We start from the raw sequence: 24,577 nt of genomic DNA on the forward strand, positions 1-24,577 counted from the left end.
AGGCGTCCACGCCTGAATAATGTTTCATGGAGCGTCCACGCTCCCGTTTTCAATGGTAAGCGTGGACGCTTACTTGCGGTACAATTCAAGGATGGACGCTTGAACTTGCAATTATCTTTCCCCCGTTTTCTTCCCCACTTCCTTTGTCATTTTCAAAGTAAGGAATAGAAGCAGACCTAACGAAACAACAATAGCTATCCATATAAATACGGTATAATCCCGCCCTTTTTTTACTACTGCCGGTGGTTGTATATTGTTTTTTATAACCGCATCATGAGTAATTAATGGCGTGTTGTCCTTTATGCTATCAGCAAAAAACTTAAGGTCATATTCTGCAGCCAAGGCAGATGAATCGCCAGTCAGCAGACGATAACTTTGTTTGCCCTCCAGGTAGCTGATTAAATATTCATCTGATTGATAAACATCGATACTTTTTATAGTTAAAGGTGGATTATCGCCATTGTTTACCTGCAATATCAGCTGGTTGGTTTTGGCCGATATCAGCACATCTGTGCTTTGGGTGGCGCTTATTTCAGTTTCTGCAACCGTCTCTTTGTAGCCGTTTATCAACTGATAAATAGTAATGTTACGCTTAAAATATTTAGGGCCGCTAATATTTAAATGCAGTTTATTTACCTGGTAATTGTCATTTAGTTTAAGGTTGATAAAAGTTGTCTTGTTGCTATCGACACGGGAGAATTGTACGGGAATTATCTGGGTATAGGCTAAAATAGCCGCATAATCTGTATAAATGCCAGCTTGTAAAAATTTGATGGGCGTTCTTCTTTTATCATTCACCAACAATTTCAAATAACGATAACTGCTGGCCGGGAACGACAGCGATTGCATATACGTGCCTTCGCTGTTTTGCACTGCTTCCTGCAAAGGAATGTTCTCCTGTATGGCAAACCATTGCTGCAGGTCGTCGCTGCCAATGAGGTTGATCTGGCGCTGTACAGCGGTATTTTGCAGTTTTATCCAAAGGCGGTCGAGCGGCAAGCCTGTTTTATTTTCTACTATAAAAGTGGTGCCTGTATCTGTTGGCAGACGGGTGGCAATGGTATTGAAAACAACAAAGCTTTTCTGATCTTTCTGCGGCAAACTGCCGGCTTGTATGTAAGGCACAAAATTACCCTTGCCATCCGCTATGCGGATATCGCTCAGATCGGCCTTTGCCTTTGCCACCAAAGCCGGTTGCAGGTTAATGCGATAAAAGCCCGTGCTATCTACCTGTTGCAATGCAGCTCCGTACTTAAAGGTTTTTTGTGCCGATGCCGTTTTTATAGACGCAAAAAACAGCAGGATTAAAACCGCAATATTACAACTCCTTGTTATCGTCTTTGTTTTTAGCCTCATCGTCAACAATAATTTTTTTAACCTTTTGGTACATGAACGATATAATAAGCAGCAAAATACCCAGGCAAAAGAACGCCGCTATTTTACCCGCCTGCGGTATATCCACAATATCGTACACAAATAATTTTATCAGCGTAAGCGAAAACAAACTTAGCGATACTATACGCATTGTTTTTAATTTATAACGCATCCCGAGCCACATGAGCGAGAAAGAAAGCAGTCCCCATAAAATAGGTAAACCGGTTTTTACATATACGGTTTCTATCCGGCCGATATCCTTTATTTTGCTATAGAACAATACATTGCTTAGCAGGCTAACTTCTAAACTTAAAAACACCACAATGCCGATACTTATAAGCCAGGTAAAGAGTGTTTTCATGCCTTCATCAAGTGTGGCTTGGCACAGGCGGATAATACGATAAAATAACAGGCCTACGAATACTGCCGATATCCAATGCGCGATAAAATGACCAGCCGGTGGTTTGTGGCCACTTAGCATATCTGTAAGCACATCAAAAAATGCCGGCATCAGCGCAAGGTAAATAGTAACGCATAGCAGCAATATGCCTAACCGTATCGGGTTTGCAAAACGTAATGCACCGGCTTTTAACGAGGCAAGGTAATAGCCGTATATAAACACCGGCGTATACAGCATTATGTATAAAATATTTAATGTAGTGCCCGGGAAGTGGTTCAGGAACTGATGGTTTATCTCCAAAAGGCCGCTCAGGAATAGCAATGCAAGGGCGGTTATGCTAAAGATGCGGTCTTCAACGGCGATGCCTTTAATTCGTGGGTTTTCGTCACGACCTATTAATATCGATAGTAAGAATGAACTTACAGCGGCAACTACTGTAGTAATAAAACCTTTGTTGGCAACAATAGTAAGTGTAATTAAATGGTCGCTGTAGATCTGGAACAGATCCATCATTAAACTGCATAGCATGGCACCCCAGATTACCAGCGAAGTGAGTTTCATCAGCTGAATGCCCGAGCGTTGATACAGCCAGTAAAGTAATACCGCCTCTGACGCCCAGAAAATGGTAATGCTGTTGCTGTGCAGTTGAATAGGTGCTGCCAATGAAATAAACGTAAGCGTTATCCCAATGAGCAGGTAAAGGATATTGGTATCAACCTTGCGGTTACGGAATAAGATGTAGGAGAGAACAAGGTTAACCACCGCTAAACTTACGCAGAATAATCCGCGGAATTGTTCGGCGTGCATTGCCGTAAGCAGGTATAAGCCGGCCGCAAAGTAAAGTGCCGTGTTGGTTAGCAGTATGCTGAAATCCGATGCAATGAATGTTTTGTTTTCGCGAACATTATGCGCAACATTTATGGCAAAATACAGCAGGTAAAATATGCTGGCATAAATAAAGCCATAATGGTAAGTAGGCGGGGTAAGCGTATATAAAACGCTGCCGAAAACTATTACAGTAAAGCCGAAGGATACAATATTTAGCACCCGCCATGCTTTAAAGTAGGAAATAATGAGCAGGCCAATGTTTAGTATGAGCAGGTAAATAAACAGCGCGTTGTAATTTGCATGGCCGTTACTTACCATAAACGGACTGGCAAAACCACCCACAAGGGCAATTACTGCAAGCTCCTGTTTATCATAAAGCAGCGAAAGCAATACCGCGAAAATGGTGATGACTATTAAAATTATAAACGATGTAGTTTGGCTAAACAAATTAAACTGGTGATAGGCCAGCGTAATGGTGAAATAAAACACCGCCAAACCACCACCTACCAATACCGAGCTAAAAGCTTTGTAGCTGTTGCGCATGCGGTGGGCAATGGCAATTAAAATAGCGCCGCAGCCAATACCAATGCCAACCCGGCCTAATGGGCCAACCCAGTCGTTATCAATAGCAAATTTCACAAAGTAGCCTATGGCCAGCACCAATATAGCTATGCCAATTTTATTAATGAGATTTTCGCCGATGAATTTTTCCAGATCGGGATGGCGCTCAAAGAAGGATAACTGCGGTTCCCGCGGCTTGGGCGGGTAAATATTTTGAGGTTTAGGCTGATAATTCTCGGCCACCTTTATCGGTCTGTTGATGATGGAGCTATCGTCACGTATCACGTCCGGCTGTCTTTCAACAGGGATAGGTGCAGTATCTTCATTGCCAAATGCCAGCGCTTCGACCTCAAGTTCGGTTGCTGAAATTGAGGACGGTGGTGTTGGGGTAACCGATTCCTCCACGGGTTTAACTGACGGTGTTTCCTGCACAACTGGCTTAGGAGCGTCCTCTGTTTTTTTATTTTCCTGGGCTAATATTGTTATTCTTAATTGTTCAATTATTCGCTTTAAATCCAGTATCTTTAGTTCAAGATCCTGCATGTTGCGGGTAACATTACTTTTGTTATTTAAAATTAAAATAACAACCAGCAGTAATAAAAATACGGTTAGTACATCCATATTGTAAGGTTTAGCAAGAGCCTAAAGATAGATGAATTATAAAATAATAAGCAAAATTTATAAATATCACGAAAGCTGGAGTGTTTCTTTTCCTATTCACATTGAATACTCAGCGCTGTTACTCATTTACGGTTATCCACAATCCATAAGAATGTGCCGTTTTTTGCCATATCGAAGTAAATACTTGAAATTTCTGTTGACAAAGCAAACATCAGGGGTAACTTTACTCTTGTAGTGTTTAGTGGTGTGTATAAATTACACATTTTTAATGTGCAGATATTATTAAAAATGTGATATTTACGCGCCAAAGATTACTAAATCATCCCCCGGTTTGCGCCGGGTTTACCACGTTGCCAAATTCTATACTATGGAAACCACTTCAAAACAGGTAAAAATTCTTTCTATTGACATAGGCGGTTCGCACATAAAAGCCACTATTCTTAATAAAAAAGGGGAGCTTAAAATGGATTACGACAAAATTGTAACCCCTGCGCCCGCCAGTCCCGAAAATGTTATTAAAGCTATAAAAACGCTGGTTAAAGATTTTCCCGCCTATGATAAAATATCTGTTGGTTTTCCTGGCTATGTGAAAAATGGCATCATAAAAACGGCACCTAATCTCAGCACCAAGCTTTGGGCCGATGTTGACCTTACAAAAAAACTGACCGACGCATTAGGCAAACCCACCCAGGTGGTAAACGACGCCGATATGCAGGGCCTGGGAGTGGTTGATGGTAAAGGGCTTGAAATGGTGGTTACCTTGGGTACCGGTTTTGGAACCGCGTTATTAATGAACGGCCATCTGTTACCACACTTTGAACTTGCTCATCTGCCCGTTAAAGCCGGTAAAACCTACGATAAATATATTGGCGAAGCCGCGCTTGAAAAAGAAGGAAAAGAAAAGTGGAACAGGCGGATGAAAAAAGTTTTTGAAATAATGAAAACCGTATTCAATTACGATACTTTGTATATAGGCGGAGGCAATTCTGATAAGCTTAATTTTAAGCTGGATAAAAACATGAAGATTGTAACCAATGCCGACGGTATCAAAGGCGGAGCAAGGTTATGGCTTGCCGATGAAGAAAGTGTAACTAAACGTAAAGTATCAACCCCAACAACGTAATAAAATCATACAATACCAATATTATAATGGAAAATACACAGGACATAGAAAAATTAGCAATAGATACCGTAAGGATTTTATCTGCAGATGCAGTACAGAAAGCAAATTCTGGTCACCCGGGAACGGCAATGGCACTTGCACCTATGGGGCACGTTTTATGGTCGAAGTTTTTGAACTACAACCCTAAAAACCCTGATTGGGCTAACCGCGATAGGTTTATCCTATCTGCAGGGCACGCATGTATATTGCAGTACAGCTTTTTGTATTTAACAGGCTATGACCTTAGTTTAGATGATATAAAACAATTTCGCCAGTTAAACAGCAAAACTGCCGGTCACCCAGAGTATGGCTTGGCCCCTGGTGTTGATGTTACCACTGGTCCGCTGGGCCAGGGTTTTGCAAACGGTGTAGGTTTTGCCATCGCCCAAAAACACTTAGCTGCGCGTTACAACAAACCCGGCTTCGATCTTTTTAACTATAACATTTACGCTATCACCAGCGATGGCGATATGATGGAAGGTGTTACTTCCGAAGCTGCTTCGTTGGCTGGTCACCTGCAATTGGGCAACTTAATTTACCTGTATGATGATAACCACATATCAATTGAAGGTAGCACTGATATTGCTTTTAATGAAGATGTAAGCGCACGTTTCCGTGCGTACGGCTGGCAGGTGCAGGAAGTATCAGACGTTAACGATACTCACGCTTTGGAACTGGCTTTAATAAACGCCAAATCCGAAACGCAGAAACCGTCACTCATTCGCGTTCGTTCACTTATTGCCTATGGTAGCCCTAATAAATCGGGCACTGCCGGTTCACACGGATCACCGCTTGGAGCTGATGAAATTAAACTGGTTAAAAAGTTCTTTGGTTTCGATCCTGAAAAATCATTTAACGTACCTGATGAAGTTGTAAAATACTACAACGAAAAAGGTGCTAAAGGCGAAGGAAAAGAAGAAAAATGGAACCAATTATTTGCAGACTATAAAGCAAAATATCCGGAATTAGCAGCAGAATACGAAACCGCCTTTAAAGGTGAGTTACCAGCTGGTTGGGCCGATAAATTGCCGGTATTTAAAGCAACCGATCCTAAAATGGCAACACGCCAGGCATCTGGTAAGGTGTTAAATGCTATTGCTGCAACAGTGCCAAACCTTATAGGTGGTGCAGCCGATCTTTCGCCATCAACAGAAACAAACCTTAAAGAGTATGATTCATTTACATCTGAAAACAGGGCAGGTCGTAACTTCCACTTCGGGATCCGCGAGCATGCAATGGGTTCGGCAATGAATGGTATGTCATTAACAAAAGGTGTTATCCCGTTTGGTGCCACGTTCCTGATGTTCTCTGAATACATGCGCCCGCCAATCCGTTTGGCAGCCATTATGAAGATCAGTCCGATATTTGTTTACACACACGATAGTATTGGTTTAGGCGAGGATGGTACCACCCACCAGCCGGTTGAGCAATTAGCTTCACTGCGTTCTATACCAAACTTAACCGTTATCCGTCCGGCCGATGCTAACGAAACTGCACATGCCTGGCGTGTTGCCGTTGAGAAAAAAGGCGGCCCTACTGTATTGGTATTCACCCGTCAGGGCCTGCCGATTCTTGACCAGGATAAATATGGTAAAGCATCAGATTTAGAAAAAGGTGCTTACATCCTATCTGAAGCCAGCAAAAACCCTGATCTGATCTTAATTGCAACAGGTTCTGAAGTTGCATTGATCATGGATGCGCAGATTAAATTAGAAGCTGAAGGTATCTCAACCCGCGTGGTAAGTTTCCCATCATGGGAATTGTTTGAAAAACAAGATGCTGCATATAAAGAAAAAGTATTCCCTAAAGCTTACAGGAAACGTTTAGCCGTTGAAATGGCATCGCCAATGGGCTGGCATAAATACACTACCGACGAAGGCGATATGCTTGGCATGACCACCTTTGGCGAATCTGCCCCGGCAGAAGACTTGTACAAGCACTTTGGCTTTACAATTGACAATGTAGTAGCCCGCGCGAAAGCGTTGTTGTAAAATAGATTTGAGATGTGAGATATGAGATGTGAGATTTTACTTCGGTCGAAGTTGGATCTTTGTCTCATATCTCATATCTCACATCTCATATCTAAGAGATGAATTGGAATAGTAACCTTATACAAAATCTTTCCTGGTCTTCGGAGATCATTAATGCGGCTGGCAAGCAAAAGGTGGCTGATCAAATTGCAGCTAAGGTGAAAGATGGCGATGTGCTGGGTGTGGGCTCGGGCTCCACTGTTTACATGGCGTTGCTGGCTATTGCCGAACGGATCAGGAACGAGAAGCTTAAAGTGCTGGCAATCCCAACCTCGCTGGAAATCTCGATGTTTTGCAGCAAGCTGGGTATACCACTAACTACCTTGTTTGAGAATAAACCCGATTGGCTGTTCGACGGTGCCGATGAAGTTGACCCCGACAATAGTTTAATAAAAGGCAGGGGCGGGGCAATGTTTAAAGAGAAATTGCTCATTAGTTCAAGCGCAGTAAATTATATTATTGTGGATGACTCAAAGGTTGTTAAAAAACTGGGGACAAACTTCCCGGTTCCGATTGAGGTTTTCCCGCAAGCCTTATTGCATGTGGAGGCTGAACTCAAAAAATTGGGGGCCAACAGCATTGTATTAAGGCCGGCAAAAGGCAAGGATGGGCCGATTATCACTGAAAACAATAATTTAATATTCGATTGCTATTTTAATGAGATAGGAAAAAGCATGGAGCAGGATATAAAATCGATCACCGGTGTTATTGAAAGCGGGCTTTTTATCGGCTATAATCTGGAAATTTTAGTAGCATCGAACGATTAAAAGAGTTTACATTGTTATAGCGCAACAATGATATTATGCTTACAATACACATAATATTAATTAAGAGCTTTACATAACGGCGTAAACGAATAACTTTACAACATTATCCACTAAACACATCGATTTTATCGGTTGGTTAGGTGGATCATTAAAAATATTAAAGAATAGAAATTTAAAACAGACCAAAAATGGCAACTAATAACGTAAAACAAATTCATGATTTCGGACAAAGCATCTGGCTTGATTTTATTGACCGCGAAATAATCGCTTCCGGAAAATTAAAAAAACTTATTGATGAGGATGGTGTAAGAGGCGTAACCTCAAACCCGGCCATTTTTGAGAAAGCCATTACCAGCAGCGCCGATTATGATAACGATATTAAGGAGCTTGCTAAAACAGCCGCAAACAACGAAGAGTTGTTTTTTGGTTTAGCCGTAAAAGACATTCAACAAGCTACTGAGTTATTTAAAGATGTTTATACCGAATCTGACAAGGTTGACGGTTATGTAAGCCTTGAAGTATCTCCGTTTTTAGCGTTAGATACCGAAGGTACAGCAAAACAGGCAGAATTACTTTGGAAACAAGTTGATCGCGATAACGTAATGATCAAAATTCCTGGTACACAACCGGGCTTAGCAGCAATCAGGCAGTCAATCGCAAAAGGTATCAACATTAACGTTACTTTACTTTTTGGTTTGGAGCGTTACGAAGCTGTAACCGAAGCCTACATTGCAGGTTTGGAGGATCATTTGGCAGCAGGCCACAAAATTGCACATATCGCATCGGTAGCCAGTTTCTTCCTGAGCCGTATTGATGTGATTGTTGATCCTTTATTGGAAGCAAAAGGCGAAAAAGCTTTAGTAGGCGAAGTTGCCATTGCATCAGCCAAAAAAGCATACGAAATATACAAAAGGGTATTCAGCAGCGAAAGATGGAAAAAATTAGAAGCTGAAGGCGCAAAACCACAACGTTTGTTATGGGCAAGTACTGGCAGCAAAAACCCTGCATTTAAAGATACCAAATACGTTGAGGCTTTGATCGGTCCGGATACTGTTGATACCGTTCCTTTGGAAACTGTTGATGCTTTCCGCGATCATGGTGTTGCTGCAAACACTTTAGAAGGTGGTTTAGCAGAAGCAACTGCAACATTAGCAAAACTGAAAGACTTAGGTATCGATCTTGACGCCATCACCCAGCAATTAGAGGATGAAGGTATCGAGAAATTTAACAAGCCTTTTGAAAAACTGCTTAACGCTATTGAAGATCAAAAAAACAAATAAAAATTAAACTGATGGAAGTTGCTGATCTGAAGATCCTCTTTTTTGATGTGGGTGGCATTTTGCTGTCAAACGGTTGGGGGCATGAAGCTCGCGAGGAAGCAGCCAAAAGGTTTAACCTCGACTACGCCGAAGTAAATGCCCTGCATAATTTCATTTTCAATGTATATGAAATTGGCAGCATCACGTTGGATGAATACCTTGATACGGTTATTTTTAATCACCCAAGGGATTTTGTTCGTGAGGATTTTAAGGAATTTATTTTCTCAACCTCGGTTGAATTGCCTATGCTGCAATTTTTAAAAGAGTGGAAAAAAGACTGCGGCTTCCGTATTATCTCCCTAAACAACGAAGGCAAGGAGCTTAACGATTATCGTGTACGTAAATTTAAACTGCACGAATGTTTCGACGCCTTTATATCATCGTGCGAAGTAAAAATGCGTAAGCCCGATCCCGGTATCTGGCAGTTGGCCATGGGTATTGCCCAAGCCCAGCCAAACCAGTGCGTTTACTTTGATGACAGGATGATGTTTGTTAACACGGCCCAAAAATTGGGGATCCGCTCGTTTCAGCACGTTGACCTGGCAACCACAAAAAAAATATTAGAAGATCTTAAAAAAGAAAACCTCAAAACAACATGAGCGCAACAACAGATAAATATGCCTTTGGCATGATAGGCTTAGGCGTTATGGGCCGCAGCCTGCTGCTTAACATGGCCGATCATGGCTTTGCCGTAGCAGGGCATGATAAAGATGCCGCTAAAGTAGCATCATTAAATGACGAAGCCGGTGACCTGGCCGTAAAAGGCTTTGGCGATGTTAAAGAATTTATACAAAGCCTTACAACGCCAAGGGCAATTATGATGCTGGTACCAGCAGGTAAAATTGTAGATGCGGTTATTGAGGAGCTTACTCCTTTGTTAGAAAAGGGAGATATATTAATTGATGGCGGTAACTCGCACTTTACCGATACCAACCGCCGTGTAGAAGAGCTGGAAGCTATAGGCCTGCATTTCTTTGGCATGGGTGTATCTGGCGGCGAAGAAGGCGCTCGTCGTGGCCCAAGCATGATGCCGGGTGGCGATAAAGAAGCCTACAATGTAATGAAGCCTATTTTTGAGGCCATTGCTGCCAAGGTTGATGGCGCGCCATGCGTAACCTATATTGGCCCAGGTGCATCTGGTCACTTTGTGAAGATGGTGCATAACGGTATAGAGTACGGCATAATGCAATTACTTGCAGAAACCTACGAGATAATGAAAAAAGGCCTAAAGCTGGATAATGCAGCCATCGGCAAAATATTTACCGATTGGAATAATGGTCGCCTGCAATCATTCCTGCTTGATATCACCAAAGATATATTTGCATTTAAAGCACCGGGTACAGACCATTTGCTTTTAGATGATATTAAAGACGAGGCTCGTGCAAAAGGTACCGGTAAATGGACATCGCAAAGCGCTATGGACCTGCAGGCACCTATCCCAACGGTTGATACCGCGGTTTCTATGCGCGATCTTTCAAAATACAAAGCTTTACGTACCAAGGCTGCCGGTATTTACAGTACGCAAGACCGCCAGGCTATTGAAGGCAAAGTAGAGGAATTATTAACCGCTTTAGAGCAGGCTTTCTACTTCACCATGATCATTAGCTACGCGCAAGGCATGCACATGTTGTCAAGAGCATCAGAAGAATACCAGTATGACCTGAAACTTGACGAGATAGCCAAGATCTGGCGCGGCGGATGTATCATCCGTTCAAAATTCCTGGAGAACATTTATGGTGCTTACGGCAAAGATAAAAACCTTGAACATCTACTTTTAGATGGCGATGTGGCAGCCCTTGTTGAAGGCACATTGCCCGGCATCCGTAAAATAGTTGCATCGGCAGTTAATGCGGGTATTGCAGCACCTGCTTACGCGGCGTCTTTAAGTTACTTTGACGCTTTCCGTAGTGAAAGGATGCCAAGTAACTTAACCCAGGCACAACGCGATTATTTTGGAGCGCACACTTACGAGCTGATAGGCAAAGAAGGTACTTTCCATACGCAATGGGCACCAAGCGAAGATTAAATATTAGTATCAAGTAGTTAGTATCAAGTATCAAGACAGGATGCATAGTTCAAGAAATAAAAAATCATGATACTTGATACTAACTACTTGATACCAATTGATATTAAAAAAATCATAAAATGAGCACAAGCACTAAAACAGATCCTACTATATTCATCATTTTTGGTGGCACAGGGGATTTAAATTCAAGGAAAATTGCACCGGCCCTTTACAATCTTTTTTTAGATGGCTGGATGCCCAAACAATTTTCTATTATTGGTACAGGCCGTACCAAACTTACCGACGAACAGTTCAGAGAAAATTTACATAACGATATCAACCAGTTTTCGCGTAGCGGTAAAGCCGACGACAAGAAATGGGCTGATTTTGTAAAAAATATCTATTACCAGGTATCTGATGCTACCGATGCAGAAACTTATAAAGAGTTTGGCAAGCGTATAGATAAGCACAATGCCGAGTGGAAAACTAAAGCCAATGTGCTGTTTTACCTTGCAGTTGCACCAAACTTCTTCCCGATTATCGCATCCAATATATCAAAGGCCAAACTGGCCGAAGATAAAAAACGCGTAAGGATCATCATCGAAAAACCATTTGGTCATGATCTGGAAACAGCAAAAGAGCTTAACCAATTGTTATCAAGCATTTTTGATGAGTGCCAGATTTATCGTATTGACCATTACCTGGGTAAGGAAACCGTACAGAATATTATGGCTTTCCGCTTTGCAAACTCCATTATGGAGCCTTTGTGGAACCGCAATTATATTGAGCACGTACAGATCTCTGTTACCGAGCAGTTAGGTGTTGAAGAACGTGGCGATTATTACGATGGCTCAGGTGCCATGCGCGATATGATCCAGAACCACTTGCTGCAATTGCTTTGCCACATAGCAATGGAACCACCGGTTAGCTTCAGCGCTGATGAAGTGCGCGACCGTAAGGTTGATGTGTTAAAGGCAATGCGCAGGTTTACCCCGGAAGATGTGCGTAACTCGGCCGTTAGGGGCCAGTACGGCAGCGGATGGATGAAGGGCAAAGAAGTACCGGGATACCGCGAAGAACCTAAAGTTAACCCCGAATCAAATACCGAAACTTTTGCAGCCATCAAGTTCTTTGTTGACAATTGGCGCTGGCAGGGAGTTCCTTTTTACCTGCGTACAGGTAAAAGAATGCACCAGTCGTCATCAGTTATTACCATTCAGTTTAAAGATGTGCCGCACCTGATATTCCCTACTGAGGCCGCCGAAAGCTGGCAGCAAAACAGGTTGATCATCAGTATTCAGCCAGAAATGAGCATTCGTTTGCAGGTACAGGCTAAACGCCCCGGAATTGATATGGTATTAAACGTTGTTGATATGGTATTTGACTATAAAGGCACGTACACAAACCAAGCCCCCGAAGCTTACGAAACACTAATACTGGATACTATGATGGGCGACCAAACGTTGTTTATGCGTGGCGACCAGGTAGAAGCAGCATGGGATTTGGTTATGCCTATTCTTAGTACATGGCAAAATAAAAAGAGCCTTAATTTCCCTAATTATTCTGCCGACTCATGGGGCCCGGAAGCTGCCGAGGCGCTGATTGCCCGCGACGGATTTAATTGGTTTACCTTGCCTGTAAACGGTAAAAAACACTAAATAAGTTTGTGGTGTGAGGCCGGTGGCCGGTGGTATGAAGTTAAAAATAGTGCAAATTAATTTCAGATCTCCGGCCACAGACTACCGGCCACAGACCAAAAGAATAACCTATGAATGTAAACATTTTTAACACTGCCGATGAGGTGCTTACCGCATTGGCAGATTACTTTATTAAAATTGGCAGCGAATCGATAGCTGCAAGGGGCAAATTTACCGTAGCCCTATCAGGTGGAAGCTCGCCCAAAAAACTTTATGAGCTGCTGGCTTCTACCTCATATGCTGATCAGCTCGACTGGGAAAAGGTATTTTTCTTTTTTGGCGATGAACGCAACGTGCCTCAGGACCATAAGGATAGTAACTACCTGATGGCAAAAAAAGCCTTGTTTGATCCGTTGCTGATAAGCCCGGTACAGATTTTCCCGGTTGATACAACGTTTGAGCCTGCCGAAGCCGCTTCTAAATACTGGGAGATGATCTCCGCCTTTTTTGACGATGGTGAACTGAGTTTTGATTTAGTATTGCTTGGTCTTGGCGATAACTCGCATACAGCCTCCCTGTTTCCGCATACACCAGTATTACATGATACAACCCCCGGCGTAAAAGAAGTTTGGTTAGAGGATCAGCAGGTGTGGCGTATTACGCTTAATGCACCTTTAATTAATGATGCCCGTTACATCGCATTCTTGGTTTATGGCGAAGGTAAAGCAGAAGCTTTGCACCATGTACTGGAAGATGATGAAGACATTGAAGAATACCCTGCTCAGCTCATAGATTCCATTTCTGGTGAAACAGAATGGTTTATTGACGAACCTGCGGCTGCTAACCTGCCACAGGAAGAAGACGAAGAATAATCGTAAATACAGGTTTTACCTGCATTTCTTAAAAAAAGCCGTTCCATTTAATTATGGAACGGCTTTTTTTATTTCATGTATGCGTTAAAGTACGCTTACTGCTAATGCCATAGTAGTTTAATAATGCGTAATAGTATTTGCGGTAAAGTTTGAATTTTGTAACTTTGAGTATGGTAATAGAAACACTTGAAGATTTCTACAAAAATAAGTTCGAATGGCTGCCTGATAACCTGCAGCAGAATATCGGTCATTTTAATGTTTTTAAGATTGAGGATTGCATAGGCCCCAATGCAAAACCGGTAACATATAGCCGCAGGAGCTTTTATAAAATAAGCCTGATGCGTGGTGAAAACGTGATTCATTATGCCGATAAAAGTATTACGCTCTCCGGCACTTCGTTAATGTTTTTTAACCCACTGGTACCTTATACGTTTGAAAACCTGTCCGACGACCGTACAGGCTTCTTCTGCATTTTTACCGAATCGTTTTTTGCCGAAAGATTCAGGGGCGGGTTAAGCGAGTTACCCATGTTTGCGCTTAATGCCAAGCCGGTGTATGCCCTTGATGATGCCCAGGATGAATATGTGAGTGGCTTATTCCTGAAAATGACCGAGGAAATAAACTCCGATTACGCCTTTAAATATGATCTGATCAGGAATTACGTTACCGAGCTGGCTTATTATGCCCTTAAAACCCATCCATCGGAGAATGTGTACAAGCATGCCGACGCAAAATCAAGGATAACATCTGTATTTACCGAATTGCTGGAACGTCAGTTTCCTATAGAAACGCCATCGCAGCGCTTTGCCTTGCGGTCGGCTAATGACTTTGCACAGCGTTTATCTGTGCATGTAAATCACCTGAACAGGGCTATTCGCGAAACTACCGGCAAAACCACAACTGATCATATTGCCGACCGCCTGCTGAGCGAAGCCAAATCATTATTAAAGCACACCGATTGGAATATATCTGAAATTGGCTACTGCCTGGGCTTTGAAGAGCCCACTCATTTTAATAACTTTTTCAAAAAGCAAACCCAAATTACGCCCTCTTCATTCAGGAATGTTTGAATTTTGTAACCATTGGTTTGAATAGCGTAATGCTTTCCCTTTGTTGCCATAGTACCTTTGTTTTATCAAACAAACAAAAAACATGGACAACAAAAAAGTATGGTTTATCACTGGTGCTTCAAAGGGATTTGGGCTCAGTTTAGTAAAACAATTACTGGATGCTGGTCAGCTTGTTGCCGCCACTTCCCGCAATCAACAAGAGTTAACTGCAGCAGTTGGCTCAAACAGTATTAATTTTTTACCCTTACAAGTTGAACTTGTAAATGAAAGCAGTGTATCACTTGCCCTGCAGCACACCTATGAAACATTTGGCAAAATTGATGTAGTGATCAATAATGCCGGTTATGGCATTGGCGGGGCCGTCGAAGAACTTTCTGATGAAGAAACTCGCAAGGCTTTTGATGTTAACGTATTTGCTACTCTTAATGTAATCAGGCATGTAATGCCTTACCTGCGCAAGCAGCGTTCGGGTCATATCATTAATATTTCTTCAATAGCTGGTATTTCGCCAGGTACGGGCTGGGCAATTTATGGCGCTGCCAAATATGCGGTAATTGGCTTATCAGAAGTATTGGCTGCCGATGTAAAGGAATTTGGTATAAATGTTACCGTGGTTGCTCCGGGCGCCTTCAGAACAAGTTTTCTTAATCCCGATTCGCTGGCTATCACCAATAACCCTATTGCAGATTACAGCGCTGTCAGAGAATCGCACTGTAGATATAAAAACATGGATGGTCAGCAAGCGGGTGATCCGGAGAAAGCCGCATTATCTATCATCAAAATTACATCTGAGGAAAACCCACCGCTATACCTCTTATTAGGCGGCGACTCTTATAACCGCGCCCTAACAAAAATGGATGCCTTGTACAAAGAGATCCACCAATGGGAAAATCTTACCTGCTCAACCGATTTCGACTAACTATTAACATCTGCCAAAATGGAAAATATTAAGGATAAAGTAATAGTAATTACCGGTGCCAGCAGTGGCATGGGAGCGGCCACTGCCCGCAAATTAGCAGGCTTGGGCGCTAAGATTGTACTCGCTGCCCGCCGGGAAGATCAGCTGAAAGCTCTTGTAAATGAGCTGGGCGACAATACGATGTATGTAATTACCGATGTAAGCAAACGCATCGATCTGGATAATTTGATACAGCAGGCTATTGCCAAATTTGGGCATGTGGATGTGCTTTGGAACAACGCCGGCATTATGCCTATCTCCTTTTTTGATGAAGGGCATGTTGACGAATGGGATAGAATGATAGATATCAATATTAAAGGTGTACTGTATGGTATTAACGCCGTACTTCCGCATATGCTTGAACGTGGACAGGGGCATATTCTGGCAACATCATCTGTCGGCGGTTTAAGAACATCGCCGGGTATCGGGGTTTACTCGGGTACAAAATTCGCGGTTCGCGCAATTATGGATACACTGCGCGAAGAAGTGGCCCAAACCATAAAAGTGACTACTATTTTTCCTGGTGCCACCCAATCAGAATTAGGACATGATATTACCAGCCCCAAGATAAAAGCGCTGTACGGAAATCTGGGGAATATGCCCAAAATGGATGAAGAGGCAATTGCCAACGCGGTTGTATACGCTATAAGCCAACCGGGGAACATCACCATAAATGATCTGGTGCTAAGGCCGCTTGGACAAACACGATAATCAAAAGATCAACAATTAAATCACACACTAAACATAAAAAAATGAACGATAAAAAAATATGGTTTGTAACCGGGGCCTCCAAAGGATTAGGCCTGAGCCTTGTAAAGCGGTTGTTAAGCGAAGGCTATAAAGTGGCCGCAACATCAAGAAACATTAATGATCTTAATGCCGCTGTAACAGCAGAGAGTGACAGTTTCTTACCGCTTGCAGTAGATATAAAAAATGAAGAAAGCGTACAGCAGGCTATCGAAAAAACTGTAAGTACTTTCGGGAGGATAGACGTAGTGGTAAACAATGCAGGTTACGGCTTGCTTGGTGGTTTAGAAGAACTAACTGATGCCGAAGCCCGCGAAAACTTCGAGGTAAATGTATTTGGATCATTAAATGTTATCCGTAAAGCGCTGCCTTACCTGCGCGAGCAACAATCAGGGCATTTTCTTAACATCTCGTCTATCGGCGGGTTTACCGGTAACTTCCCGGGTGGCGGCATTTATTGCGCTACCAAGTTTGCTGTTAATGGTTTTTCTGAGGCGCTTGCAGCCGAGGGAACACAATTTGGTATTAAAACCACCATTGTACAGCCGGGTTATTTCCGCACTAATTTTCTTTCTGAAGGATCACTCGTGGTACCTAAAAATCAGATAGATGCTTATAAGGATGTACGCAACATGGTAAATGTACACCAAACCAGCCTGGACAAACAACAAGTCGGCGACCCGGAAAAGGCCGCCGCGGCAATGATAAAAGTAGTAGAAGACCCCAACCCGCCGCTCAATTTATTTTTAGGTGAAGATGCCTATCAACTGGCCGGCCAAAAAATAGCGGCGGTTCAAAAAGATTTAGAAACATGGAAGGAACTAACAGTTTCAACTGGATATTAAAAATGCAAAGCAATGAGCACATAGGCGTTTGGGTAACCAAAGACGGTTATATACGCCATGAGTTTATGCCCAACGGTCGCTACATTGAGGCCCGCGGAAATGAAAAAAATGCCTATACCGGCTTCTATGCCATAAGAGGCAAACATGTAGAATACCTGGATGATACCGGCTTTACCGCCGAAGGTGACTTCATAGACGGCGTATATTTTCATGCCGGTATGATGTTGTATAAAGAATCTGCATAAGGCAGTACCAGCTAAAATATCTTTAATGTTGTAACTTCACCAGAGCTATAGCATTAAGGATATTTTTGTATTGGGATGAAAGTATTGAAGCACTTCTGTTTTCTTGCAATATGGATGGGAGCTATGTGTTGTTTCTCGTCAACACTTGCACAGGATAAAAACCCTGTAATTGCCTTTGCCAGTGATACACAGGCCCCTTTGGCTATAGAAAAGGTGATTCGCAGATCAGATCACAATACAAAAGCGACGGAACTGATATTTAAGGATGTTATAGCTACCCATCCCGCTGGATTATTTATTCTTGGGGATGTGGTATCATTGGGCTATAAAAATAGTAAATGGCAGGCAATGGATAGTTACCTGAAATTATGCAGCCAAAATAATATCCCGGTTTATGCCTCCCTCGGCAATCATGAACTTATGCTTAATGCAGCTAAAGGTGCCGAAAGGTTTCAATCCCGGTTTCCGATGCACAAGTCAACCGGTTATGTAGAAGTAATAGATTCTGTTGCGATAGTTCTGCTAAATTCTAATTTCAGTAAAATGAAGGATTCGGCTATAGCCAGGCAGGATGCATGGTACATTCAAACAATTACAGGCTTAGATAACGATGCGGCGATAAAGCTGGTGATCATTGGTTGTCACCATTCGCCTTTTACAAATAGCAAAGTGGTTAAGCCGTCATCAGCAGTTCAGCAAAAATTTGTTCCCGCATTTATCAACTCAAAAAAGTGCGTCCTTTTTCTTTCGGGCCACTCCCATAATTTTGAACGTTTTAACTTTAAGGGTAAGGATTTCCTGGTGATAGGCGGCGGAGGTGGCCCTCATCAGCCTTTACGTTCGGATAAAATAACTCCTGATATGGCAGCTGATTATAAACCCATGTTTCACTACCTGCAGGTAAAACGTAATCATGACTCCTTACAGGTTGTTTCGCGAAGGCTCAATACAGATTTTTCGGGATTTGCTAATGGCTTAACTTTTTACAGCCATAAACATTAATATTTTTAGCTGGTCAGCAGGTGTTTAAATTATGAATTTAGCAATAAAATCCATTTTGATAAAAAAGCTTGCTAATGAATAGTAGCTTTATTTAACTTTATAGAAATCTAACACCAAATCTATATGAGTCTTCAAGAACAGATAAGTTCAATATTTGTGGAGGAAAGCCAGATACCGGCCGAATTTCAGATAACAGAAGTGCATCAGCGTGAATACCTTTGTAATGGCGAAATAAAACCCTGGAACGGGCCGGTAAGCGAAGTTTATTCGCCGGTTGGCTTTTTTGGCGCCGATGGTTTTAAACGTAAACTAATTGGCACTTACCCCATTTGTACCGAAACAGAAGCTAACGATGCCCTTGATGCAGCAATAGCCGCCTACGATAACGGTCGCGGCGAATGGCCTACCATGAGTATTGCCGATCGTATTAAATGCATGGAGCGCTTTATTTATAAAATGAGCGAGCAACGCGCTTTAGTGGTTAACCTGCTAATGTGGGAAATAGGCAAATCATACGGCGATTCGGCAAAGGAATTTGACCGTACCATCGAATATATAAACGCTACCATAGATGCCCTAAAGGATATCGACCGCCAGTCATCAAGATTTGAAATGGCCGAAGGTTTGATAGCGCAGATCCGCCGATCACCGCTGGGCGTGGTACTGTGTATGGGGCCATTCAACTATCCGCTTAACGAAACTTTTACTACTTTGATCCCCGCCCTTATTATGGGCAATACCATATTGTTTAAACCACCTAAGCATGGTACGCTTTTGCATTACCCACTGTTGCGGGCGTTCCAGGAGTCGTTCCCTAAAGGGGTGGTAAATACAGTTTACGGTCGTGGCGCCGTTGTTACGCCCGGCTTAATGCAAACCGGGAAGATCAATGTGCTGGCTTTTATTGGTTCAAGTAAAGTGGCTAACGATCTGAAAAAACGCCATCCAAAAATTAACCGCTTAAGAGCTGTGTTAAGTCTGGATGCAAAAAACGCCGCCATCATCACTAAAAATGCCGATCTGCCTTTAGCGGTGAGCGAGTGTATTTTGGGTGCCCTGTCATTTAACGGCCAGCGCTGTACGGCCATAAAAATGATATTTGTACACAAGGAGGTAGCCGACGAATTTTTAAAACTATTAAGTGAAGCTGTATCCAAACTGAAATTCGGTTTGCCTTGGGATAAGGACGTAAAACTTACCCCGCTACCAGAGCCTAACAAAACCGAATATCTTACCGAAATTGTTGCCGATGCCATTGCTAATGGTGCAAGTATCATCAACGAAAATGGCGGCGATACGGTAGCCTCCTTCTTTTACCCGGCTATTGTTTATCCGGTTACTGAGAAGATGCGCTTATATCGCGAAGAGCAATTTGGGCCAGTGATCCCTGTTATTCCGTTTGAGTCTATAGAAGAACCGATAGCGTATCAGATAGACTCGCCGCATGGTATGCAGGTGAGTATTTTTAGTAACGATGCTAAGGAAATTTCCAGCTTGATAGATCCGTTTGTGAACTTGGTAAGTCGCGTAAACATCAACAGTCAATGCCAGCGTGGGCCCGATGTGTTTCCGTTCACCGGTCGTAAGGATAGTGCAGAGGGTACACTTTCGGTACATGACGCGTTAAGGGCTTTCTCCATCCGTTCATTAGTGGCTACCAAAATGAACGAAACCAATAAGCAGATACTCAATGATATTGTGAATGATAACGACTCTAATTTTTTGAGTACCAAGTTTATACTTTAAGTAGAGCCAAAGCAATATGTCATTGTGAGGAACAAAGTAATCTTACCATACATGTAGCACACTATGCATGTGGGATTGCTTTGTTCCTCACAATGACATATTTTAATTTTGTAAGGTGCGATAAGGGCATTTATTATACCTATTGATCAGTTCTACCAAAATGAGGTTGGGTACCCAGCTTAAAAATGATATGATAATGTAATTGTTCTCAAAATCTACCCCAATACCTAAACGCATAAACAGCCAGATATAAAAACGCAGCATTACCGCGCCAAATGCTAACGCGTAGCTACGGTGCATCATTTTTACATGGGCGTCTATTTTGCCATTCTTCACCAGTAAAAATGCCGATAGGGTAAAAATCACCCAAAGCGTATTCTGAATAAAAAAGGAGGCGAACACAAACCCACCGCGGTTGATAAACAGCGTCATGACATAAGCACCCGGCGCGGCAAAAAATAACACCCCAAATACATACAGCTTGCCCAGCGCCTTGTGCAATGGCCGGTTGTTATAAACCGTTTTTGAGAATTGGAAAAAGCCGGCTAATAAAATAATGCTACTGCCAAAAATATGGCAGTAAAAGGCAGGCAGATACCAGCCCGTTGCAACAGCAGTTTGTTTAAGGTGAATAAAATAAGTGTCGTGCTTAAAATTTATATACTGATAAATAGTGCCCGCGCATAAAAACAAGATCCAAAAGAACGCGAAATACCTTAATAGCCGTGCCGTAATACTCATTTAGCTGCTAAGGTAGTAGCTTTTTGTCCGTTTAATTTGCTGTTGATAAAATTGATGTTGTATTTATCTATAGTGGTGAGGGAGTCATCAACGGTAGTGTTTTTGGCGTCTTCGCCGCCATTAAACCTGTAGTCGAAAATCTCGTTCCATCTTTTGTTTTTGAATTTATATTGATAGGAAGCATAAATCTCATTTTTCATGCACTGCAAAATCTCGTTGCTTGTATGACTTAGGGTAGTTGTTGAAGCTTTTTCGCTATATACATCGTTTACAATAAGATAGCAGTTTTGCAGGTAGGAATCGTCCAGTTTTACAAATTGAGTAGGGAAGATCCGTTTAGATGCTAATGCGGTGAGTTTTCCGTTTTTTATTTGCAGGTAATGGTAGTAAGGGCCTTCCTTAAGTGAACGGATGGTATCTAACAAGCCCTGGTCAAGCTCCGATGTTGTTTTAAATTCAAATAACGAATCATTAATGGCTTTTAGCGAGTTTTCGTTACACGTACCGCTCAGTTCGCCGCCGCCTTCTGAATTGCCGAAGAAGCTGCTGGCGTTAAAGCTGAGTATCCTGTTTTGTTTTTTATCAACCAGCAATACGTTCTTGGTAGTATATAAGCCCGAGCGGCCGCCCAAGTAATCATCAACAACTGAATAGAAGGCGCTTGTAAACCAATTAGTGCTATCATCCTTTTTATCTCCATTAAAATTAATGGTAAGCGACAAACTACCCGAACCTTCACCGTCTTCATCTGTTTGTTTCCGGAGCGAGTTTGGAAGCATAATAAATTTAGGCAGTATTTGCCAATCAACCAGGTACGAAGGCGATATAACCATCGAATTAAAATCTTCGCGTGAGTTAAACTCCAGGATATTTGCAGACGTTTTCTCTGTTATCGTGAATGATTTGCCATAGGTTTTAATCTTCTGCACATTGTCGGCAATTTTAAAATCTGGTAGTTTGTCAGATATGGTAGAATCTGATTTCAGGTAAAAATAATCGTCACCATTTTTAAGCAACGCAAGGTTTTCTTCACCTTCCTTCAACGGATAGGCTTGGTCGTAATTAACGGGTACCACCAATTTGCCTTCTAAATTATAAAAGCCCTTTTTATTTCCCTTTTCAACCTCTACCAGTCCGTTAATTGTTCCGCCTACATTGTGTACCATATCATACTCAACAGGAATTATCTCTTGCAGAGCCGGGTTTACAAGGCCAATTTTGTAAACGGATTTTTTCCTTCTGTTCAATTCATCCGACTCAGGCCAGTAAAAACCTTCTTCAATAGTTCCTTTTACAACATAATAAAAAGTTTTATTGTCAACATGATTAAACCATAAAACGCTGTCGTAACGGGTTTTTAACTGCTCGGCGGTTTTAAACGCGGCCAGGGTTATCGGGCTGTAAATATCTTTTTCGGGTATGGTTTTGTTTATTACTTTGGTTTGATAGGTCGCGTAATCGGTAAGGAAGTCTTTAAGATCCACCTGCGAAAATTTGTACTGTTTGCTGCCTGTTTTATGAATGGTGAATGTTATGATAGATTTTTCTGCCGGCAGGCCTTCAAAGTGGAAGGTTGCGGCTACAACAGCCGTTGTTAATTCGGGATTTACGAGCTTGATAAGCGCATCTTCGGTATTTATGCTCAACTTAAACAACGGTTTCGATTTTCCATTGGTGCTGGTTTTACCGGTTAGCACGCTAAGCAAGGTTTTTATCGATTTATTTTTCGGATCGGAGTCAAAATATAAACTTGCCGAATCGGTATTGCCTGACTTTATCTGCGTATTAAAGGCGTTCAAGAACGCTGTGATCTCGCCTTTTTGAGGCTTGCTCATGTATTTACTGCGAATGAACAGAAATCCGCAAAGTAAAACCAGTATTACAACTATGGTTATTATGATAGGTTTAGCTTTCATAATACCAATATAGCTATTTAAATTAATCTCAAAGCAATTATAAAAAAGGCTGTTTATGAGTTAGATAGTTAAAATTTATTGAGTTGTAAAAATATATCAATAAAATCTATATCGTATAGATTATTCGTATTCGGCAGGTGCTTTAAAAACGTTATATTTGCATAAATAATAACGAAATAGCAATTATGTTAACGATAGGACAAAAATTCCCCCAATTCTCTAAAACTGCTGTAACAAGCCTTGAAAAAGGTAAAGAGTTTGAAACACTAACTTCTGAGTACCTGGTGAACGATGATAACGTTTGGACAGTAATGTTCTGGTGGCCAAAGGATTTTACTTTTGTTTGCCCGACTGAAATAGCCGAGTTTAACAAAAACTTTGGTGAGTTCCGCGACCGTGAAACCCGTTTGATCGGTGCTTCTACAGATTCGGAATTTGTACACGCAGCCTGGAGACGCGATCATGACGATTTGCGCGATCTTAAATTCCCGATGCTTGCCGATACTTCAAAATCATTAGCTGAAGACCTTGGTATATTAGAACCAAACGAAAAGATCGCTTACCGTGCAACTTTCATTATCGATCCTACCGGTATCATCCGTTGGGTATGTGTTAATGATTTAAGCGTAGGCCGTAGTGTTAAAGAAGTTTTACGTGTACTTGATGGTTTACAAACCGACGAGCTTTGCCCATGTAACTGGGAAAAGGGTCAGGAAACCCTTACCGTTTAATTAACCCCTACCGTATATTTCCCCGTACAGTTAATTATTGTGCGGGGATTTTTTTATATGCTGAAAGCAGAAGGCTTAAGGCCCAAAGCTTTTCTTATATTATCAACAGAGTCCTTAGCATTTGGCTTTATGCCTTTTGCTTTAAGCTTTAAACTAATAAAAATGAACGAAAGTACCGAAGTGATCCAGGAACTGCTGCAAAGCATTGGATTAGATAATGACTATAGAACCGAAAGCCTTACCCTGCTTGAAAAAGGCCGGTCGCGCTACCTGCGCGATCTGAAGCTGAATTTTACCAGCACCCTTACATCAGCCCATTTAACCGCTAAGGAATGCGCGTTACTGGCTTTAAGCATTGCTGTAAACAATAACAACAATCCGCTTACTGTATATTTCACCAAGTATGCCGAACAAAACGAGGCAACAGCCGAAGAAATAGCCGAAGCAGTGGGTTGCGCGTCTTTACTGGCATCAAACAATGTGTTTTACAGGTTCAGGCATTTTACCCAAAAGGAAAAATATACGCAGATACCAGCACGTATCCGTATGCAGCTGATGATGAAGCCTGTTACCGGTAAAGAATTTTTTGAATTGATGAGCCTTGCGGTATCTGCCGTTAACGGTTGCGAGATGTGCGTGAACGCTCACGAAGATTCATTGATAAAACTGGCCACCACAGAAGAGCGGATTTTTGATGCCGTGCGCATCGCGTCGCTGATTACGGCTACCGGGAAAGTAATTTTTTAAGCTGCTTACCTACTTTTAGTATAGAAAAAGGCATGAAATTTTAAAATTTCATGCCTTTTTCATAAATAGTGCTTTATTACTGAATAAAATTTGCGATTGTTAATTAAAAACTTCTAAATTTATACCTAAGATTAAACAAACCTCAGCCTGCATTATTCTTTATTAAAAGCATCTGTTCTCTGAGGGGAGTATTTTAAATTTTAATTGTTAATTTTTTTTGGGGAAAGCCGTTCCAGGTAATAGTGGAACGGCT

Annotated in this window: 21 protein-coding genes; 17 read left to right on the forward strand and 4 right to left on the reverse strand. The window is 41.9% G+C overall.

Annotated features, from left to right (window positions below; translation table 11 throughout):
• Positions 1 to 111 precede the first annotated feature (111 nt).
• Positions 112 to 1,356, reverse strand: coding sequence for a DUF3999 family protein (locus tag BLS59_RS15725; RefSeq protein WP_091150308.1), 1,245 nt, complete (start codon positions 1,354 to 1,356; stop codon positions 112 to 114).
• Positions 1,319 to 3,784 (reverse strand): DUF2339 domain-containing protein, encoded by a 2,466-nt coding sequence (locus BLS59_RS15730; protein WP_091150310.1) that lies wholly within the window; start codon positions 3,782 to 3,784, stop codon positions 1,319 to 1,321. The genes BLS59_RS15725 and BLS59_RS15730 overlap by 38 nt, the downstream gene beginning before the upstream one ends.
• A gap of 367 nt (positions 3,785 to 4,151) precedes the next feature.
• On the opposite strand from BLS59_RS15730, the gene BLS59_RS15735 reads away from it, so the two are divergent.
• From BLS59_RS15735 to BLS59_RS15805, 15 genes are all read left to right on the forward strand, one after another.
• A complete protein-coding gene (locus tag BLS59_RS15735) occupies positions 4,152 to 4,907 on the forward strand; it encodes an ROK family protein (RefSeq protein WP_091150312.1) in 756 nt (251 codons plus the stop codon).
• 26 nt (positions 4,908 to 4,933) lie between these two features.
• Complete coding sequence (gene tkt, locus BLS59_RS15740) at positions 4,934 to 6,937, forward strand: transketolase (RefSeq protein ID WP_162842654.1); 2,004 nt, start codon at positions 4,934 to 4,936, stop codon at positions 6,935 to 6,937.
• A 98-nt stretch (positions 6,938 to 7,035) separates the two neighbouring features.
• Positions 7,036 to 7,743 (forward strand): ribose 5-phosphate isomerase A, encoded by a 708-nt coding sequence (gene rpiA, locus BLS59_RS15745; RefSeq protein ID WP_091150316.1) that lies wholly within the window; start codon positions 7,036 to 7,038, stop codon positions 7,741 to 7,743.
• Positions 7,744 to 7,931: 188 nt separating this feature from the next.
• Entirely contained in the window at positions 7,932 to 9,023 is a 1,092-nt protein-coding gene (gene tal / locus BLS59_RS15750; RefSeq protein ID WP_091150317.1) for a transaldolase, read from the forward strand.
• Between the two features lie 11 nt (positions 9,024 to 9,034).
• A complete protein-coding gene (locus BLS59_RS15755) occupies positions 9,035 to 9,661 on the forward strand; it encodes an HAD family hydrolase (protein WP_091150319.1) in 627 nt (208 codons plus the stop codon).
• Positions 9,658 to 11,088 (forward strand): NADP-dependent phosphogluconate dehydrogenase, encoded by a 1,431-nt coding sequence (gndA, locus tag BLS59_RS15760; RefSeq protein ID WP_091150321.1) that lies wholly within the window; start codon positions 9,658 to 9,660, stop codon positions 11,086 to 11,088. The genes BLS59_RS15755 and gndA overlap by 4 nt, the downstream gene beginning before the upstream one ends.
• A 119-nt stretch (positions 11,089 to 11,207) precedes the next feature.
• A complete protein-coding gene (gene zwf, locus BLS59_RS15765) occupies positions 11,208 to 12,725 on the forward strand; it encodes a glucose-6-phosphate dehydrogenase (RefSeq protein ID WP_091150323.1) in 1,518 nt (505 codons plus the stop codon).
• Between the two features lie 110 nt (positions 12,726 to 12,835).
• The gene (pgl, locus tag BLS59_RS15770) at positions 12,836 to 13,576 is read left to right on the forward strand and encodes a 6-phosphogluconolactonase (protein WP_091150325.1); all 741 of its coding nucleotides are present in this window, start codon (positions 12,836 to 12,838) and stop codon (positions 13,574 to 13,576) included.
• A gap of 170 nt (positions 13,577 to 13,746) precedes the next feature.
• Positions 13,747 to 14,646, forward strand: coding sequence for a helix-turn-helix domain-containing protein (locus BLS59_RS15775; RefSeq protein WP_091150327.1), 900 nt, complete (start codon positions 13,747 to 13,749; stop codon positions 14,644 to 14,646).
• A gap of 82 nt (positions 14,647 to 14,728) precedes the next feature.
• On the forward strand, positions 14,729 to 15,565 hold the full coding sequence (locus tag BLS59_RS15780) for an SDR family NAD(P)-dependent oxidoreductase (protein ID WP_091150329.1): 837 nt from the start codon (positions 14,729 to 14,731) through the stop codon (positions 15,563 to 15,565).
• 18 nt (positions 15,566 to 15,583) lie between these two features.
• Positions 15,584 to 16,315, forward strand: a complete 732-nt coding sequence (locus tag BLS59_RS15785; protein ID WP_091150330.1) for an SDR family oxidoreductase — start codon at positions 15,584 to 15,586, stop codon at positions 16,313 to 16,315.
• A gap of 41 nt (positions 16,316 to 16,356) precedes the next feature.
• Entirely contained in the window at positions 16,357 to 17,196 is an 840-nt protein-coding gene (locus tag BLS59_RS15790) for an oxidoreductase (protein WP_091150332.1), read from the forward strand.
• Complete coding sequence (locus BLS59_RS15795; protein WP_091150334.1) at positions 17,163 to 17,441, forward strand: Atu4866 domain-containing protein; 279 nt, start codon at positions 17,163 to 17,165, stop codon at positions 17,439 to 17,441. The genes BLS59_RS15790 and BLS59_RS15795 overlap by 34 nt, the downstream gene beginning before the upstream one ends.
• A gap of 114 nt (positions 17,442 to 17,555) precedes the next feature.
• On the forward strand, positions 17,556 to 18,443 hold the full coding sequence (locus BLS59_RS15800) for a metallophosphoesterase family protein (protein WP_205411284.1): 888 nt from the start codon (positions 17,556 to 17,558) through the stop codon (positions 18,441 to 18,443).
• A 123-nt stretch (positions 18,444 to 18,566) separates the two neighbouring features.
• Entirely contained in the window at positions 18,567 to 20,189 is a 1,623-nt protein-coding gene (locus tag BLS59_RS15805) for an NADP-dependent glyceraldehyde-3-phosphate dehydrogenase (RefSeq protein ID WP_091150337.1), read from the forward strand.
• A gap of 102 nt (positions 20,190 to 20,291) precedes the next feature.
• Here BLS59_RS15805 and BLS59_RS15810 read toward each other — a convergent pair whose 3' ends face one another.
• Entirely contained in the window at positions 20,292 to 20,930 is a 639-nt protein-coding gene (locus BLS59_RS15810) for a DUF2306 domain-containing protein (RefSeq protein WP_091150339.1), read from the reverse strand.
• Positions 20,927 to 22,846, reverse strand: a complete 1,920-nt coding sequence (locus tag BLS59_RS15815; protein ID WP_091150341.1) for a WG repeat-containing protein — start codon at positions 22,844 to 22,846, stop codon at positions 20,927 to 20,929. The genes BLS59_RS15810 and BLS59_RS15815 overlap by 4 nt, the downstream gene beginning before the upstream one ends.
• Before the next feature lie 185 nt (positions 22,847 to 23,031).
• Here BLS59_RS15815 and BLS59_RS15820 point away from each other — a divergent pair, with 185 nt between their 5' ends.
• Positions 23,032 to 23,577 (forward strand): peroxiredoxin, encoded by a 546-nt coding sequence (locus tag BLS59_RS15820; RefSeq protein ID WP_091150343.1) that lies wholly within the window; start codon positions 23,032 to 23,034, stop codon positions 23,575 to 23,577.
• Between the two features lie 162 nt (positions 23,578 to 23,739).
• Complete coding sequence (locus tag BLS59_RS15825) at positions 23,740 to 24,324, forward strand: carboxymuconolactone decarboxylase family protein (protein ID WP_091150735.1); 585 nt, start codon at positions 23,740 to 23,742, stop codon at positions 24,322 to 24,324.
• Positions 24,325 to 24,577: the final 253 nt, after the last annotated feature.

The organism is Mucilaginibacter pineti (genome assembly GCF_900101875.1).
GTDB lineage: Bacteria > Bacteroidota > Bacteroidia > Sphingobacteriales > Sphingobacteriaceae > Mucilaginibacter > Mucilaginibacter pineti.